The organism is Brucella sp. TWI559, from assembly GCF_039674265.1.
GTDB lineage: Bacteria > Pseudomonadota > Alphaproteobacteria > Rhizobiales > Rhizobiaceae > Brucella > Brucella chromiisoli.
Genome location: NZ_JBDJNE010000020.1, coordinates 1 through 17,092, shown reverse-complemented (window position 1 = coordinate 17,092; position 17,092 = coordinate 1). Strand labels below are relative to the sequence as shown.

Genomic DNA, 17,092 nt, shown 5'->3' with positions numbered 1-17,092 from the left:
GTCACCCATGAGCAATCATAACGTGGCGCACTGTGGTGTAATCCTCAAGCGCATAGATAGACATGTCTTTGCCATAGCCAGACTGCTTTAAGCCACCATGGGGCATTTCATTCGTCAGCATGAAATGCGTGTTAATCCATGTGCAGCCATACTGTAGATGTGCAGCAGCCTTAAGACCCTTGCTAAGGTCCTTTGTCCACACCGATGATGCCAAACCATAATCACTGTCATTAGCCCACGAGATAGCCTGTTCTTCTTCGCTAAAGCGCGTGACAGACACGACTGGACCAAAGACTTCACGGCGAACGATTTCGTCTTCCTGCAAAGCTCCGGCAACTACGGTCGGCTCAAAGAAAAAGCCCTTATCACCCGATGGATTGCCACCAGCGGTTATCTCGATATGTGCGTTCTCACGCGCACGCGCAACAAAGCTATCCACACGATCACGTTGGCGACGCGATATAAGCGGCCCCATCTCATTTTGTGCGTCATCTTCACGATTAAACCGAATGTTGGAAACAGCACCTGATAAATCCGCAACAAGGCGATCGTAAATCCGCGCGTCGGCATAGATACGACAGGCAGCCGTGCAGTCCTGGCCAGCATTGTAAAATCCGAATGTTTTGATGCCCTGAACGACCGCATCAATATCAGCATCTGCCATCACGAGGACAGGTGCTTTTCCGCCCAGTTCCAGATGCGTTCGCTTCACCGATTTGGCCGCTGCCTGCAGAACCTTCTTGCCAGTTGCGACATCGCCCGTAATCGAAACCATATTGATCGACGGATGATTGATAAGTGCGTTTCCGACAGTTTCGCCACGCCCAAGTACGACATTCACGACGCCCGAAGGCAAAATATCCGCCATCACCTTTGCCATTTTCAGTGCGGTCAAAGGCGTCTGTTCCGATGGTTTGAAAACAACTGTGTTACCACCAGCAATAGCTGGAGCAAGCTTCCAGGCCATCATCATTAATGGATAGTTCCAAGGGGCAATCGATCCAACAATCCCCACAGGATCGCGGCGGATCATGGATGTATGGCCGGCAAGATATTCAGCTGCAATCGGCCCCTGCATATTGCGGACAGCACCTGCAAAATAGCGATAACAATCGATAACCGCCGGTATCTCATCACTCAGGACCGCATGATACGGCTTGCCGCAATTCAGCGCCTCAAGGGCAGCAAAGCCTTCGGCATCTCTTTCGACTGCGTCGGCAATTTTAAGCAAATAACCCGAGCGTTCCGCTGGCGTTGTACGAGACCAGGATTGAAATGCTTTTTCCGCAGCCTCGACAGCCTTGTCGACTTGTCCCAATGATGCTTCAGCCAGAGGCAGAACAACATCCCCGGTTTTCGGATTGAGAACAAGTTCTTCATGTTCTGTGCCAAGTTCAAACTGGGAGCCAATAAGCATTTCTGAATCCATTACATTCTCCGAGAGAAATTACGTCTGTTTCCGATGTCTATTCATGACATGACATCGTTGAGACTACCAAAAGCAGAACTTATCTGAGCTGGCTATAAAACCGCACACGACATCACCCGCTCCACTGGCTGAGAGTGAAGAATGAAATCGGACCGAGTTTGGGATTATCGCAAAGCTTGTCTGAGCAGCGATGACCACGCCTAAATGCAGCTCACAATATTAGCTGATCAAAGCAAATAAAACCTGTTCGCATTGCTCTCTCCATTTTGCCGTTTTAGGCTTTTCGTTCCTTGAAGAGAAAGTTATCTGAACAAAAAACATTCGCAAATTCATTTATTAGAAAGCAGGTATCGGTTTTTCCGATTAATATAGATAAGCAGTATCGTGGAGCCAGCTCCACTGGAGAAATATCATTTTAAAAAAGCTATTTAATTGAATTCTTGTTTCTGAGAGACCGTATTAGCGCTGCCTGCCAGAACGCGCTGCTTCTGCAATTCCAATAAAATCGCGAGCGGATTGCGGAAGACTCGAGCCTTTTCGCCAAACCATTCCAATCTGCACGATTGGCAAAGAACCAGACACATCCCGGCTTTCGATACGGTCTCCTTCCAGCGACCAAGGGCGATAGACGAGATCAGGCAGAAGGGCTACACCAGCGCCGGTGGCCACCAAACTACGTACAGCTTCAACAGAACGGGTTCTGAAAGCCACATGCGGCCTGGCTCCAAGTGCAGCGAGAAGCTTTCCGGTGTTTTCCTCAATTTCGTCGACGGTGAGCATGATCAAAGGCTCTTTGGCCACATCGTCAATTGATATTCCGTCAGCAGATACGAGCGAATGCCCTAGCGGTAACCACAGCCGATAAGGCGATGTTTCAAGAATTTCGGCATGAAGTGCCATTCGATCCCGCAGACTTGAGATAACTACGACAGCCACATCAAGTTCACCGCCAATAAGCAAATGCTCAAGATAAGAACCGTTGTCTTCAATTGCGCTCACTTCCACATTTGGAAATGCCCTGCGATAGCGTGCCAACAGATCAGACAGAACGTAGCCCGCAACCAGTGACGTGACGCCGAGATGCAATGTTCTCTTTTCTGCGACTTGTTTACTTGAAAACGAACGCCGCGCATCGGAGACATCAGCCAATATCTTGGTCGCATGACGCATAAACTGATGGCCACTATGGGTAACGATCAAGCCGCGTGGATGCCGCTCGAAAAGTGTGACGTTGAGATCTGCTTCAAGCTCTTTGATTGCCTCTGTAATTGACGATTGGGAAATTGATAGCGATTGCGCAGCACGCGTAACAGAGCCCTGCTCAGCACATGCGATAAAATAACGTAACTGCCTAAGCGTGAACATTTATCTGCAACCAGTATTCTGGAAATGGCATTATGATAGCGCCATTTCATCGTTAATAGGCAACTCATAACGATTATTTGCTTACAATGACACTCGTCATCGCTTTTTCCAAAGCAGAAAATTCAGGCATTTCCCGCGCCTTTCTGTCGACGATCAAATGTGAAATTTCGTCAATTGTACAAAAGACGGAACGGGCTGGCGCGCCGATTTTGGAATGATCAGCAAGGATAATGGTCTTTGCTGAGTTGCGTACCATGGCTCTTGCTATTTCCGCACCATGGATAAAATGGTTCATCGCGCCAAGCTCTGGATCAATGCCCCAAGGGGCTAACAACGCCACATCCGCACGATAGCGATAAATATCATTGATGGTTGATGCGCCCCAGGTTTCGAGAGGATCTTGGCGCACATCACCAGAAAGCAGATGCACCTTATAACGGTGATAGGTGTCGCTTTCTTTACCCGATAGTAAACGCGCCACATCAATCGAATTGGTAAGAATATTGAGACCAGTCAGATTATGATGATTGGCCAATACCTCTGCCATCACAGTTGTTGTGGTACCCGCATCAATGAATACAGTCATGTCATTGGAAAGCAGATTAAGCGCCTCCAGCGCAATGGCTTGTTTTTCGAACAGTCTTTGTTTGATGCGCACATGATAATCAGTATCTTCCTTGGCCAGTGAAACGGCGCCACCGCGGACACGCTTTAGTTTACCTGCCAGTTCAAGCTCCATAAGGTCGCGACGGATGGTTTCGCGCGAAACGCTCACTTCCTCTGTGATCTGGTCAATTGAGACGCGACCGAAAGCCGTGAGATAATCCAGAATTTTCTTATGCCGCTCGTCCTGCCACATGATCCAATCCGTTCGTTTTGCTTGGCACATCAAAAAACACAAAAAAACACATATGCCAACTATTGCCACATTTTTTATTTGTTGCTAGCTTTATATAAGAGGCGTTGGGGAAATTTATTATGTCGTCGTCAGAATTGGGCAATTTTGTTGGCTTCGCTGCCGCTTTAGCGGACATAGCGCGTGAAACACTAGCCAATGAACTGTCCGGCAGCGAAAATTCAGCTTCAGATATCGAGGTGAAGCCGGATCGCAGTTTAGTGACGAAGTACGATCGCGCCATAGAACACCGTCTGCGCGTAGAAATTCGCAAACAATATCCGCATCATGGCATCATCGGTGAAGAAGAAGGCAGCGTCGATACACAAGCATCGCATGTATGGATTCTTGATCCAATCGACGGCACCGCCCCCTTCATCGTCGGTATTCCGGTGTGGGGAACACTGATCGCGCTTGCGATTGATGGCGTGCCACAGGTCGGCGTGATCGATAATCCTGTGCTCGGCACACGCTGGATCGGTGCGACTGGGCAAAACACTCGCCTCAATGATCAGGCAGTAAGATGCCGCCCCTGTGAGAACCTCGCAACTGCGCTTATGACCAATTCAAATCAGGATTATATGTCAGCGGGCCAGTTGCCTGCCCTGAATGCCCTGCGCCGCAAAACCGCCAACCGTGTTTATGGTGGCGCTTGCCTTAACTATGGCAGGCTTGCTGAAGGACGCACAGATCTTGCTATGGATGCTGGGCAACAGATTTACGATTTTGCGCCTTATCGTCCGATTATCGAAGGCGCGGGTGGAAAAATTACAGACTGGCAGGGTCAACCGCTGACTTTAGCCAGCAACGGCACCATTCTTGCGGCTGGTGATGAGCGTTGCCATGCGCAGGCGCTGGAAGTGGTTAACTCCAGCCTGAAAGAGGCTATCTCTGCCGCGTAAAACATTCGCATTGCCGCCTGCTATAACCAAATGAAAATAAAAATGGGAACGCATAAATGGGCATTAAAATCGAAAGCCTAGATGTGACTTACGGAGAAGAAAACGTCATCTCTCAATTGTCACTCAACATTCCTGAGGGTTGCTTTTTTACGCTTTTGGGACCATCCGGCTGCGGCAAAACAACATTGTTGCGCACCATCGCCGGATTTGTGGGCGCATCCAACGGCTCAATTCGTTTCGGTGACAAGGACGTCACGCACCTGCCACCGTATAAGCGCAATATCGGGATGGTTTTTCAGGATTATGCGCTTTTCCCTGACAAAACAGTGCAGCAGAATGTTGCTTATGGCTTAACCGCTCGTGGCGAAAAAGGTGAAAGCGCCAAAGCCAAAATTGGTCAGGCCCTTGAACGTGTTGGCCTGAGCCACCTGGCTCAACGTCACCCGGCCGCATTGTCGGGTGGGCAGCGCCAGCGTGTGGCCCTCGCTCGCGCGCTGGTGATCAAGCCAGCCGTTCTGTTGATGGATGAACCGCTGTCGAATCTGGATGCAAAGCTGCGCATCCAGATCCGCGAGACAATCTGCGAATTGCAGCGCGAGGACAACATCACCACGGTATTTGTTACCCATGACCAGGAAGAAGCTCTGGCTATGTCAGACCAAATTGGCGTCATGAATCGTGGAGCGCTTGAGCAAATTGGTACACCCAAACAAATCTACACAACGCCGCGTACCAGTTATGTGGCTGACTTTGTCGGCTCCGCCAACTGTATTCCAGTCAAAGTGCAGTCAACCCAGACTAATTACGCCAGTGTTTGCATAGGCACACAGATAATCAGCGCGACCGATAATCGCATTGAAAAATCGGAACAGGGAGGAATTTTGATTATTCGCCCTGAAAATCTTCATATCTCCGCTATCAGCTCCGAAGGCAAACAAACGCTTCCGGGAAAGGTGTATAGTCGTCAATACTTGGGCACCAAGACAAGCTATCGCCTCGATATGCATGACGGCCTGCAACTCTTCGCCGAGTTACATGGCCAAAACCATGATGCGTTCGGACCAGGCGATGAGGTTCATGTGACAATCAATCCCGATCAGGCATTGGTGATTGCATCATGAAGAAGACGCTCCACACACCTTGGTTCTGGTTGAGCCTGCTGGCTCTCGCGCTGTTATGTATCTTTATACTTTATCCGCTGCTCACCATTCTGAGCGCCAGTTTCGTGGGCGAAGGCCAGAATGGCTGGATGCGTCTTCTGGACAATCCACGCTATATAGCCGCGATACAAAATACCCTCATACTGGCCTCGGTCGTCACTGTATTCTGCACCCTTATTGGCGTTCCATTAGCATATGTGACGGCTCGCTATACTTTTCCCGGAAAGTGGCTCATCGCGCTTTTGCCATTGATCACCTTGGTGCTGCCAGAAGTCATTGCAGCCCAAACCTGGCTCATGATGTTGGGTAACAATGGTTTAGTGACGCGGTTTCTTAAGGGCTACGGCATCATCTTACCAAGCTTCTATGGCTGGTTCGGCCTCATCGTCTCCATGAGCTTCATCTATTACACCTACATCTACATCGGCGTTGTGGCAGCGATTGGTAAGTTTGATGTGCAACTTGAGGAGGCCGCTCAATCCTTGGGGACAAGCCCTGCAAAGTCCCGTTTGCGCGTCATGCTGCCGGTAATTCTTCCGACCGTGCTTGCTTCGGCCCTGCTTGTTTTCACGATGGTGGTGGGTAACTTTGCTATCTCTATGATTTTGAGCCACCGACTGCCCTTGCTTTCAGTCGTCACTTATCAGGCAGCAGTGGCAGAAGGTGCAAGTGACATTACCATGCAGTCGACGCTTGCCAGCGTGTCAGTATTAATTGTTATGCTCGTGCTTTTCTGCAACCGTTTCATTGTGTCGCGCGGGCGTTTTGAAATCGTTCAGGGACGCGGCGCAAAGCCAGTGCCGTTGCAGGGATTAAAAGGACTTCTCGTCGCTATCAGCGCAGGATTTATCGTTATCGTATCACTGTTGCCGCTTTGTGTGATCGTCGTTGGCGCATTTACAGCATCGCGTGGGCCGGTGATGCAATGGGGTAACTGGACATTTTCCAACATCGCGCGCGTTTTTGTCACGGCGCCGCAGCCGCTGGTCAACTCTCTCACCTATGCAGCAACAGCTACATTCATATCGATCATCTTCAGTGCCATCGTCAGCTATCTGGTGGTTAAAAAGCCAAATTTGGTCACCCCGGTCATCGATTACATATCAGCTATACCACTCGCCTTATCGGGTACGGTTTTGGGCGTCAGCCTCTTGGCAACCTTCCACGGTGGCTGGTTGCCGCTGTCGGGTACAGCGATGATCATTGTTCTGGCCTATGTGGTGCGCCGAATGCCGTTTGGCATGCGGAACTCTCAAGCCATTTTACAGAACATACCGAATTCGATTGAAGAAGCTTCAATCAGTCTGGGTGTTCCACCCGTGCGGTCTTTCTTCAAGGTCGTGCTTCCTATGATGCTTCCAGCCATAGCATCCGCTGCAATCCTGACGTGGACAACAACAGTGGCCGAATTATCAGCGTCCATTCTGGTCTATTCCGGCGGGCGAGAAACACTGCCAATTCAAGTCTTCCGGCTGCTGGATTCCGGTCTCATGGCTTACGCGTCAGCTTATGGCCTGGTGTTGGTGACTGTCATTCTTGTGCCCATCATCGTTGCCACGAAACTGTTCCGGATTGATGTCTTTGCTTCCAAATAAATCAACGAAGCAGGTCAACTGCTCAATCACTTCATCAAATGCGAGGAAAACATGAAACTATCGTCTTATCTATTAGCTGGCTCTTTGTCGCTCGGCCTCACGCTACCGGCATTGGCCAAGGATCCGGTGCTTTACACGTCCAACCCGGTTCAAGCCTATGAGGCTGTACAGTCTGTTGTCAAAGAAAAGACCGGACAAAATCTCGGTGTGATTACTGGAGGTTCTGGTGTTCTTTTGCGACGCGCGGAAGCAGAAGCATCTGCACCTCAGAGCGATATTTTCTGGTCTTCATCCGCCAATACCCTCGGCGCTTTTGAAAAACTATTTGAACCCTATAAGGCATCTGCACTGGAGGCCATTCCGCAAAATCTGCATTACAGTGGCGATCTGTTTATTCCAGCCAATGTTCATCTGGTGACAATGCTGGTCAACTCCGATCAACTGCAAGACAATGAAGCGCCTAAAAAATGGGCTGATCTGGCCAAGCCTGAATGGAAAGGCAAGATTATCATGCCTGATCCTGTCAACAGTTCAACCGGCTATACGATTGCCTGGGGACTTTCAAAACTGCTTGATGAAGACACGTTTAAGGCTGTTGTAGCCAATATCGTAACATCGGGGGCTGCTTCCAATGTACCAAAAGGTACGGCAATGGGTGAATACACGATCGGCTTGACGTTTGAGGCAACAGCCTATCCTTACATCGACGGCGGACAGGAAGAATTGTCCCTTGTATATCCATCCGAAGGCACGTTCATGACGCCGGAATTTGCCGGATTGTTCAAGAATGCACCAAGTGGAGATGACGCGAAGAAAGCGCTCGACGCCCTTCTTTCCAAGGAGGCACAAACTGAGCTCTTGAAGGTTGCATTCCGTCGCCCAAGCCGCAACGATATCAAAGTATCCGAGTTCGTTGAACTGCCAGAACTCGCTGACGTCAAAGTATTTGAACTTGATGAGGCTGATGCTGCAAAAAACCGCGACACATTCCTAGCCGAATGGGCTCAGTTGCCTAAAGCTGGTGATCTCCCGCAATAAAAGACTAACCAACTAAATTGCGGTCAAAACAGCTGCTCTCCCTTACCGGCTTCATATGGATATGCAAGTTAAGTGGGAGGGCGGCAAAGAAAGCTGGCTCGGCAAATCTGCACAGCTGGGATAAGTAGGATTTCCGCCGGAGTTCGGCTTGGATGCCGGCAACGTGCGATAGCATGACAAGGCGCCCCCACCCTAACCATAGGCAGCTTTTAAGGCAAAAGTTACGTTCGCTGCGTTCAGAGGCGAGCAGACACTTGTTGGAATTATCCAAGCCGTTTGACGTGCACGCGCACCAGATCAAACAATGGAAGGACCATCGCCCTGAAGGGACGACTGGCGTTTTCGCCGATGAGACCAAGGCTGATTCTCCGGCTCCACCCGCCGACGTTAAAACGCGTTATGCCAAGCTCGGTGCACTGACGCTAGAAAACGTTTTTTAGCCGGAGCGCTCAGCAAGACGGAATTGCTGGGCAGAAAAAAATGACCGACCACGCGCGCAAGCTGCCGGTCACACAACAAGCCAAGCTTCTCGGGGTCAGCCGAGGGTGTTTGCGTGCGCGGCATATTTCCTTGATCGTCTTTTCAGCCGCCAATGTCTGCAGCACCAACTTCCGTCTCATCATCGCTTCCTTTGATCATGCTATGATGAGCTTAGAATCCTATCTTCTCAATTAAACGAAGCTTATATCAAAAGCGCATATCCGCGAAAAACAATATTATAATAAACTTAAATTATATAAACTTTATAATTTGTTAATTTATTTCACTGTTGTAATAATGGCACATACAAAAACACTCGTGAAACATATAAATACTTTTATTGATTCTTATTTATTGATGGAGTTATTATGTCTTTTAAAAAATTCGCCGGCGCATCTCTTTTTGCAATCATGACAGCATCTGCTGCACATGCCGCTGACGCGATCACTTCCCAGGAACCTGTGCCAATGGCTTCGGTCTTTTCATGGGGTGGCGCTTATGTGGGCGGTGAAATCGGCTGGGGCTGGGCCAAATCAAAAGTATCTGCATGGGATTTTGCCGACTCGTCGGAAAATCTCAATTCTAATGGGTTTCTCGGCGGTGTTTATGCTGGCTACAATTTTGATATGGGAAACAATGTCATTTTGGGCCTAGAAGGCAATTTCAACTACAATGACTTGAAGAAGTCGAACGATTATGCGTTCAAGAATACGCTGTCTTATACAACCAAGTCACAGCTTGAATGGTCGGGTGCGCTACGTGCTCGCGCCGGTTATGCTATTGATCGCTTCATGCCATATATCGCGGGTGGTCTTGCATTTGGTAATATTAAGACCAGCTATGCTGATTCAGCACGCGACTTCAGCAACAGCAAGACAAAAACCGGTTGGACAATCGGTGCAGGTGTGGATTACGCGGCTACCAACAATGTCATTTTACGTCTCGAATATCGTTACACCGACTTTGGGAAAGATAATTTCGATTTTGGCGATACTGCCATGCGTAATTCGGTCAAAACCAATGATATTCGCATTGGCGTAGCTTATAAATTCTAATCCTTTGCCGGACTGAAAAATTAAAAGCCGCCGGATAAAACCCGGCGGCTTTTCTATAAGCGTCCGTCTACAAACATACTGAATGATATTCGAGCGCTGATCTGATCCAATCTGATCGCAACGCGTTCTCATGGATTGTTTTCAGAAAAATTGGAGACGCATTTTTCCATTTAGGCAGCCGTTCGTGCGCAACATTTTCTGGTAATCCAACAAGCGATACTAGCTTCTGCGATCCGAATGATGCATCAGGCGCTTTAGGCTCAAGGCCCATTAATTTGATGAAAATGGTATGAGACCATCCGTTTGGATACGAGAAAAAAAGGCGAAGGAAATGCGGGGATTCTGGAACTTTTCTTACAAAGTAGCCCAGCGGATAGTCCACATCCTTCAGATGCCCACATGCACAGAGCGATCTGCTGCGTCAAGACGCTGAGACGGCGAAGCCCCCGCCATCGCGTCTTTCCTTGCAAATCCGGTCATTTGAGGTAGCGTTTCCATTAAGTGAATGGGACCTGAACCTAGGATGCACCGCATCGTTCAGGCTCTTTTCAAGAGCGTGAAGACCTGGCCTCCTAGGTAGACAGTCACTAACCAACCAGCCAACGACACGGCGAGCAAACAGGTCAATGACAATGGTAGGGTAAGTGCGGTGGCAGTGATGTTGAGATTGCCTACCGTTTTGAGCTTCGCCACTTCTTTTGCCTCAGACGACAGGGGAGCAAGGCCCCCCTGTGACAAGAAGGCCGAATAGGCGAGCGCAGCCGAAAAGCGGTGCGGCATGAGCGCTCATGGAGTAATATTCTTTTTGTTTCAAGTACCTCAGTTGACGGTTGATTTTACCCGAGCGCGCAATTGCTCGATGTGGGTTGTAATCTTTTGGAGGTCGGCATTGAGAAAGTCCTGCTCCCGCTGGCGCATCCATTGATCGAGCTCCGGCTTCGTGGCCTGTGCGGGAGCAATTGCGGCATTATTCAGGAGCATCGGGAAAATTTCTTTCAGGAACCTGTCTTTTGCTCCGGTCTTCTTGTCATCCATGGCGCAGATCATACTGATCGCGGTATTGGCAATAGCTTCGGTTGCCTGCAGTCGCGCTGCCAGATTGAGGATCAGTTGATGGAGGTGTTCGATGTCGTTCATTGTCAATCCTTTGGAACGGTTGCTTGAGGGAAGGTTTGTGAGGGGATGCAGACGGCTTTCTCTGCCTGCAGTCGCATTGCGGGGACAGGTTTTGCGCGACTGGCGCGGCAGTCCAGATCAACCATATCCGGGATGTTCTATACCACGAGGTCGAAGTGATATTCTGGACGATGCTTCATCGGGAGAAGCCCTCAGACGGGATCTTTGAAGAATGGTGCGGGCCCCCGGATTTAAATCCAGGGGCCCATCTTCAGGAGTTCAGTCTCTGGGCGGCTAGCCCTTGCGCTCTACCACTTCACCTTGAAGCCGACGGTTGCCTTCAGCTCATAGCTGTCGGCAAAGTGGTTGAGGGAAGTGTTGATCGAGCCCTCACCATAAACGGCGTATTTGCTGTCAGCCCAGGCATAGGTACCGCCGGCGCCGATTCCGGCCCAGGTCTTGTCGTTGTCGGTGTCGATATTCACACCGGCGACGTTAATGCGCGTGCCACCGAGGAAGGACTGATAGAGATTGGCGACGCCATAGACGGAGGTGTTGACCATCAGACCACCATTGCCCTTCCAGCTGTTGTCATAGCTGGCGGCAACGCCAAACCGCCCGGTCAGGCTGTCGCCATCCTGCATATGGACACGACTGCCCCACACATCATGGAAGGCATCGGCATCAAGCGACGACCACATCAACTGCGCCTGCGGCGTCAGCGACCAGTGATCGTTGATTGCAACACGCTGGCCTGCTTCAACACTCATTGCATAGCCATAGGCCTTCGCACCGTCCACAAGGCCGGTATTGGCCGTATCGGAGTTCAGATCATTGTCGAACCATGTCACTTGCCCCTGGGCATCGACATAGAAGCCGTTGTTGCCATACCATGTCGCGGTCGCACCAAGGCTCCAGGCATTGGTGCGGGCTGTTCCATCGCCTGCCAGCGCACTGGAACTTGCATGGGCAGTACCATACTGGCCTGTGATCCCGGCAACCAACCGACCATTCTCATCCTCATAGAACTGGCCATCGACACCCGCCTGCATGATAAAGGTGTTGACGTCCTGTTTTGCACCGGTAGCGCTCTGCGGTTCCAGACGGCTATGTGCTCCCTCAATACGCGCCCAGATACCGCGACTGTCAACCACGGCGCCATTGGCCTGGCCATCGCCGTTCCGGCCTGTCCAGTAACGCTCACCAACACGTTCCTGAAGCGTTGGCAGCTTGTTCAACGCCTGCATGTTCTCCGCATAGCCCTGGTAGACAGGCACGCCGGGATTATAGCGCGGGTTGGGGGTCGGGTTCGGACAGTTGTCGCCGACGCAATCGGGATTAGGGTTCGGACCGGGACCTGGCGTATATTGGCTGGTCAGATACCAGTTGCCATCCTTATTGCCGGAGCCCTGCTGCAGCGTATAGGCATAGGCGCCGCCAACAACCGCTTTCTGTCCGTCCTTCGTGGTATAGTCACTGACGAGTGAGAAAATACCCTTGGAGTCACCCGCAACGTCCACAACTTCGATGCCGTTGGTTGTCTGTGCACCAAGCCCACCCCGGTTTATCACTTTCAGGCTGGTTGTACCCGACGTATCGCCGCCGACTTTCAGCATGTCAGTCTTCGAGCTGTCGTCACCGAGTACTGTGTTGATAACAACTGTGCCGCCATTGCCGACATAGTTTCCATTGACCGTGAGCGACGTGCCTGCGGTCTCAATGCCGGAAGTGATGCGGCCAGCACTGGAGAGCGAAGCAAGCGTTGTGTCGAAGCCACCCAGATCAAGTGTGCCGTTGGCTCCCACAATGTAACCCGACGATGCAGTATTGAAGACACCTGCTGCCCCCTGCTTCAGCGAACCGCCATCGACATTGGTAACACCACCATAGGTGTTGATACCGTTCAGCGTCAGTTCGCCAGACCCGGCCTTGGTGAAGCCGCCCGAGCCAGAGATAATACCGGAGAATCGGCTGTCGAAGTTTTGGACAACCGTGAGCTTGCCCGTGCCGAGCGTGATCTTGCCATCACCGACCGCATTGGTGTCGTCAAAGGCTGCCAGACCGCCAACCGTCGTGTCGAAACTGTCGAGATCAGCAATTGCCCCATCCTTCAGCTTCAACACGCCAGTGCCGAAAGCATGACCGGCCACGCCGGCCTGCGCCTTGCCATTTTCGACGGTCAGACCACCCGAATAGCTGTTGTCGCCGGTGAAAGTGGTGGTGCCACTGCCTTTCTGGATGACATCGCCCGCGCCAGAAATATTGCCGGCAAAAAGTGTCGGTCCCGAATGATCAAAAGCAAGCGTTCCGCGGCCGTAGAGATCGCTGGCGAGATTGACGTCGCCGTCGATGCTGCCGCTTGTGCCACCATTGCCGATCTGCAGAGTGCCGCCAGTTACCGTGGTGCCACCACTATAGTGGTTTGCTCCGGTCAGGATCAGCGTACCGTAGTCGGTCTTGTTTATGCCCTTGGTACCTTGCAACTCTGTTTCAATGGTGGCCGTCATGGCCTTGCCCGCATCGGTCCCGTCACCAACACGGATAATCGGTTGGGCAGTATTGTCGAGGTTGAGCGGGCTACCCTTGAGGATATAGCCATCGCTGGCGAAGTTCATACCGGAGGCTGTGACCTGTCCGGCGCTGTTGTCCAACGTAACCGTGGTCGTCGCCCCCTGGGTCGTGCCGCGGAACACTGCAAACGAGCCCTGATCATAGGCACCCATGATATGATCACCATTGTCGGTCCACACGTCATTGGTGTGATCTGAAACCAGGTTCCAGGTGCCGTTGCCGCCTTCCCATACATCAAGATGCACCCCAGAAGAGTTCATCAGATTGACGTGCTTGTTGGCAGCATCATTATCGATCCACATGCGGGCTGCGTCCGTTCCCCCCGGCGTCGATCCGATCGCAAGCGTATTGTCGATCAGATTGCCGTTATAGTCCATGAGACGATAGATACCGGCGCCGAAGCCGCCGCCATCGGAGATATTGAGTGTGCCGGCAAGCGTCACATCGCCCTTCACATCATAAAGTGCAGTGTTGCTTGGCATGCCGAGCGTAACATTTATCTGACTACCAGTATTAAGCACGAGGTCGCCGCCGATTGTCAGGGTTTGACCGCCCTTGCCCTGCAAGATGGCATTGTCCGCCACGGTCACGTTCTTTTCGACGGTTCCGCCGCCCATCAGCATACCGCCGTCATTGACAGAGATATTACCGTTTTGGCTGCCCAGTACATCCAGCGTCGCGCCAGAATTGACCATGTAGTCGCCACTCATGCTGCCCTTGACGGTAACCTTGCCTGCATCGATTGCTGCGCCGCTACCGACATCGCCGGTCGCACCCGTATCGAAGACCAGTTCACCAGTCCCGGTCTTGTGCCAGCCCCCAGTCGAAGCGGAAGCATCAAAGGCCCCTTGAAGCGTCAGGCTGGCATCAGTCTGGAGCGTACCGCCATTGGCTGCGATCGTAACATTACGGCTTGTCGTGATGGCGCCACTATTCTCAAAGAGGCCACCGTCAATGGTCAAGCCACCTGCCTTGTCGCCGAGATTTTCGTCTTTCGCCACTATCAGCGTGCCAGCCGATACTGTCGTGCCGCCCGAATAGGTGTTGTCCCCTGTCAGTGTCAGCGCGCCAGAACCGATCTGCTGGACAGAGCCCGCACCCGAAATTACATTCCCCATAGCGACAGCATCAGAACGGTTGAAGGCCACAACACCGTTGTTGATGATGGCATTGTCGACGCGGCCCGTCGTGCCTCCGTCACCGATCTGAAGAGTGCCACCAGAGACCGTCGTACCACCCGCATAGTTGCTGTCGGCAGCAAGCACGAGCGTGCCCGTACCTTCCTTGATGAGCGAACCGGGGCCAGTGATCGCCGTGGTGATCCTGTTGATGTTGGTTCCTGTCGTCTCGATCATGCCGCCATTGCTATCGTCGCCCTTGGCGAGCACATAGTTATGGTCGCTGTCAAACGAGGAACCGAAGCGCAGCACCGAGCCATTCTCGATCTCGACGCTGCTGCCCGATGCGCCCATGTTCGCATCCCCGGACACGACGAGGGTTCCGTGGCGAATAAAGGCTCCGGCCAGTTCGTCATTGGTGCCTGTCAATTCGATCGTGCCCGGACCGTCAATCACGATATGGCCGGTTCCGGAAATGTTGTTTGCAACCGTCACCATACCGGAGCGGCTGATTGCAAGCGTGCCGGCGCTAGCGGCCGTCGAACCAAGGTTGATGTCCCCTGTGACACTGCCGGTTGTACCGCCATTGCCAAGCTGCAGCGTGCCGCCCGCGACCACCGTCCCGCCGGTATAGCTGTTGTCGGCGGTCAGAATAAGGGTACCTACGCCGTGCTTCTCCATACCGGATGAGCCGGTCAGCTTTGCCTCAATCGTTGCCGTTTTGCCGACATCGGTGTCTTCACCATCCCCAACCCTGATCGAAGGAACCTCGTCGGGTTCGTCCGCCGATGGCGCAAGTTCCAGATCTCCGCCTTTAATTGTATAACCGTCGATGGCGAACTGGAGACCTGTTGCCGAGACCTGCCCGCCTGTATTGTCGATCGTTACCGTGCCCTTGGTGCCCTGGAACACCGCAAACTCACCACTCGCCCAGGGGCCGTTGAGAGTATAGTCAGGCAACCCAGTCCAGTTGCTATTCAGCAGATTCCATGTCCCGTCTCCCCCCTCGACGGTCCCGTTGTTGTGCTTTGCCGCATCGCCTCCATCCCAGAAGTTCAGGACAGCCCCTTCCGCGTTCACAAGATTGACTTCCCCCGTCATGGCGGTCTGGACAGTGATCTTGGCTGGATCCACCCCCTGTGGCATGTCACCAACGGCAATCGTGCCACTGAGTGTGCCGCCATAGTTGAACACGTGGTAGATTCCTGGCCCGTTATCGCCGAAATCCGTGACATTGATCTTGCCGCCAAGCGCAAGATTGCCCTTCACATCGAAGAAAGGCTGTCCGAACTCGGCGCCGTAGGTGACGGAAACAACCGAGGTCGCGCCCAGGCTCAAGTTACCGTTGAAGGTCAATGTGTTGTCAGCGAGGCTTGTAAGCGTTGCGCCGTTGGCGATTGTGGTGTCGCCGCCAATCGTGCCGGAGCCGGCAAGGAATGCGCCGGAGGCTACCTGGAGCGTGGAGGTTGCGTCACCGAGCGTTCCGGTCACAATGAGACTGCCGGCTGTGACATCGGTCGTGCCGGTGAACGCGCTGCTGTCGCCTGAAAGCGTGAGACTGCCCGCGCCAATCTGGTTCAGCGCACCCGAGCCAGAGATTTTGCCGCTAAAATCAAGACCGTTGCTGCGATTGAAGGCAAGCGTGGCGTTGTTGGTCACATCCCCTTGAATAGAACCGGCCGTACCGCCATCGCCGACTTGCAGTGTCCCGGCAGAGATCACCGTACCGCCGGTATAGGTGTTGGTTCCGGTCAGGATGAGCATACCCGCGCCATCCTGGTGGAGACTGCCTGCACCACTGATGAGACTGGCATAGGTCACATTGTCCGAGCGGTTGAGGGCAAGCGCCGCGCCCGCGTCGACCGTGACATTGCCGAGGATCGATCCCGTTGTGTGGCCATCGCCAATCTGCAGGACACCTCCTGAGACTTCGGTGCCGCCATTGTAGGTGTTGGCTCCGGTCAGAACCAATGTGCCGGAACCCGCCTTGGTGAGTTTACCGGTGCCCGTCACCGTGCCGGAGAAGGTGTTGGCCTTCGCAGCCGTCGTCTGAATGGTTCCACCATTCGCGCCAAGCGCCACGGTACGGCTGTTGTCAAAGCTGTCTGTGAGCAGAAGCGTGCCGCCGTTGAAGCCGAGCGCTCCTGTGGCAGCACCAAGATTGGCATTGGCCGAAACCGAAAGCACACCGCCATCAATCTGCGTCCCGCCCGTATAGTCGCTGGCCGTACCCGCAAGAACAAGCGTGCCGTCGCCGGTCTTCGTTAGTTTGCCCGTGCCCGTCACCTTGCCCGAGAAACTGTTGGTCTTCGCAGCCGTCGTCTGGATGGTGCCGCCATTCGTGCCAAGCGTCACCGCACGACTGTTG

General features: G+C 52.5%; 10 protein-coding genes and 1 pseudogene. 6 read left to right on the top strand and 5 right to left on the bottom strand.

The window, feature by feature from the left end; translation table 11 throughout:
- Position 1: 1 nt before the first annotated feature.
- The 3 genes from ABE530_RS17265 to ABE530_RS17255 all read right to left on the bottom strand — a co-directional run bounded on the left by ABE530_RS17265 (position 2) and on the right by ABE530_RS17255 (position 3,653).
- Positions 2–1,429: a gamma-aminobutyraldehyde dehydrogenase gene (locus ABE530_RS17265; protein WP_499695344.1), complete on the bottom strand. Its 1,428-nt coding sequence runs from the start codon at positions 1,427–1,429 to the stop codon at positions 2–4.
- A 459-nt stretch (positions 1,430–1,888) separates the two neighbouring features.
- Positions 1,889–2,794, bottom strand: coding sequence for a LysR family transcriptional regulator (locus ABE530_RS17260; protein ID WP_499695343.1), 906 nt, complete (start codon positions 2,792–2,794; stop codon positions 1,889–1,891).
- A 73-nt stretch (positions 2,795–2,867) separates the two neighbouring features.
- Positions 2,868–3,653: a DeoR/GlpR family DNA-binding transcription regulator gene (locus tag ABE530_RS17255; RefSeq protein WP_499695342.1), complete on the bottom strand. Its 786-nt coding sequence runs from the start codon at positions 3,651–3,653 to the stop codon at positions 2,868–2,870.
- A 119-nt stretch (positions 3,654–3,772) separates the two neighbouring features.
- Between ABE530_RS17255 and ABE530_RS17250 the strand changes: the two genes are divergently transcribed.
- From ABE530_RS17250 to ABE530_RS17225, 6 genes and pseudogenes are all read left to right on the top strand, one after another.
- The gene (locus ABE530_RS17250) at positions 3,773–4,591 is read left to right on the top strand and encodes an inositol monophosphatase family protein (protein ID WP_499695341.1); all 819 of its coding nucleotides are present in this window, start codon (positions 3,773–3,775) and stop codon (positions 4,589–4,591) included.
- A 56-nt stretch (positions 4,592–4,647) separates the two neighbouring features.
- Complete coding sequence (locus ABE530_RS17245) at positions 4,648–5,712, top strand: ABC transporter ATP-binding protein (RefSeq protein ID WP_499695340.1); 1,065 nt, start codon at positions 4,648–4,650, stop codon at positions 5,710–5,712.
- Positions 5,709–7,346 (top strand): ABC transporter permease, encoded by a 1,638-nt coding sequence (locus tag ABE530_RS17240; protein WP_265986034.1) that lies wholly within the window; start codon positions 5,709–5,711, stop codon positions 7,344–7,346. The genes ABE530_RS17245 and ABE530_RS17240 overlap by 4 nt, the downstream gene beginning before the upstream one ends.
- Positions 7,347–7,397: 51 nt before the next feature.
- Positions 7,398–8,384 carry an extracellular solute-binding protein gene (locus ABE530_RS17235; RefSeq protein WP_265986032.1) on the top strand — a complete coding sequence of 329 codons (987 nt, stop codon included), beginning with the start codon at positions 7,398–7,400 and terminating at the stop codon, positions 8,382–8,384.
- A 152-nt stretch (positions 8,385–8,536) separates the two neighbouring features.
- A pseudogene (locus tag ABE530_RS17230) lies at positions 8,537–8,930 on the top strand (IS3 family transposase); the annotation flags it as partial.
- Between the two features lie 302 nt (positions 8,931–9,232).
- Entirely contained in the window at positions 9,233–9,919 is a 687-nt protein-coding gene (locus tag ABE530_RS17225; RefSeq protein ID WP_499695339.1) for an outer membrane protein, read from the top strand.
- An 819-nt stretch (positions 9,920–10,738) separates the two neighbouring features.
- Here ABE530_RS17225 and ABE530_RS17220 read toward each other — a convergent pair.
- Together ABE530_RS17220 and ABE530_RS17215 are read right to left on the bottom strand one after the other, a co-directional pair.
- Positions 10,739–11,056, bottom strand: a complete 318-nt coding sequence (locus tag ABE530_RS17220) for a hypothetical protein (RefSeq protein ID WP_265986155.1) — start codon at positions 11,054–11,056, stop codon at positions 10,739–10,741.
- 287 nt (positions 11,057–11,343) lie between these two features.
- A complete protein-coding gene (locus tag ABE530_RS17215; protein WP_499695338.1) occupies positions 11,344–17,079 on the bottom strand; it encodes an autotransporter outer membrane beta-barrel domain-containing protein in 5,736 nt (1,911 codons plus the stop codon).
- Between the last annotated feature and the right edge of the window lie 13 nt (positions 17,080–17,092).

Coding starts and splice junctions, on each gene's coding strand:
- ABE530_RS17265 (WP_499695344.1), bottom strand. CDS start 1,429: ATGGATTCAGAAATGCTTATTGGCTCCCAGTTTGAACTTGGCACAGAA.
- ABE530_RS17260 (WP_499695343.1), bottom strand. CDS start 2,794: ATGTTCACGCTTAGGCAGTTACGTTATTTTATCGCATGTGCTGAGCAG.
- ABE530_RS17255 (WP_499695342.1), bottom strand. CDS start 3,653: ATGTGGCAGGACGAGCGGCATAAGAAAATTCTGGATTATCTCACGGCT.
- ABE530_RS17250 (WP_499695341.1), top strand. CDS start 3,773: ATGTCGTCGTCAGAATTGGGCAATTTTGTTGGCTTCGCTGCCGCTTTA.
- ABE530_RS17245 (WP_499695340.1), top strand. CDS start 4,648: ATGGGCATTAAAATCGAAAGCCTAGATGTGACTTACGGAGAAGAAAAC.
- ABE530_RS17240 (WP_265986034.1), top strand. CDS start 5,709: ATGAAGAAGACGCTCCACACACCTTGGTTCTGGTTGAGCCTGCTGGCT.
- ABE530_RS17235 (WP_265986032.1), top strand. CDS start 7,398: ATGAAACTATCGTCTTATCTATTAGCTGGCTCTTTGTCGCTCGGCCTC.
- ABE530_RS17225 (WP_499695339.1), top strand. CDS start 9,233: ATGTCTTTTAAAAAATTCGCCGGCGCATCTCTTTTTGCAATCATGACA.
- ABE530_RS17220 (WP_265986155.1), bottom strand. CDS start 11,056: ATGAACGACATCGAACACCTCCATCAACTGATCCTCAATCTGGCAGCG.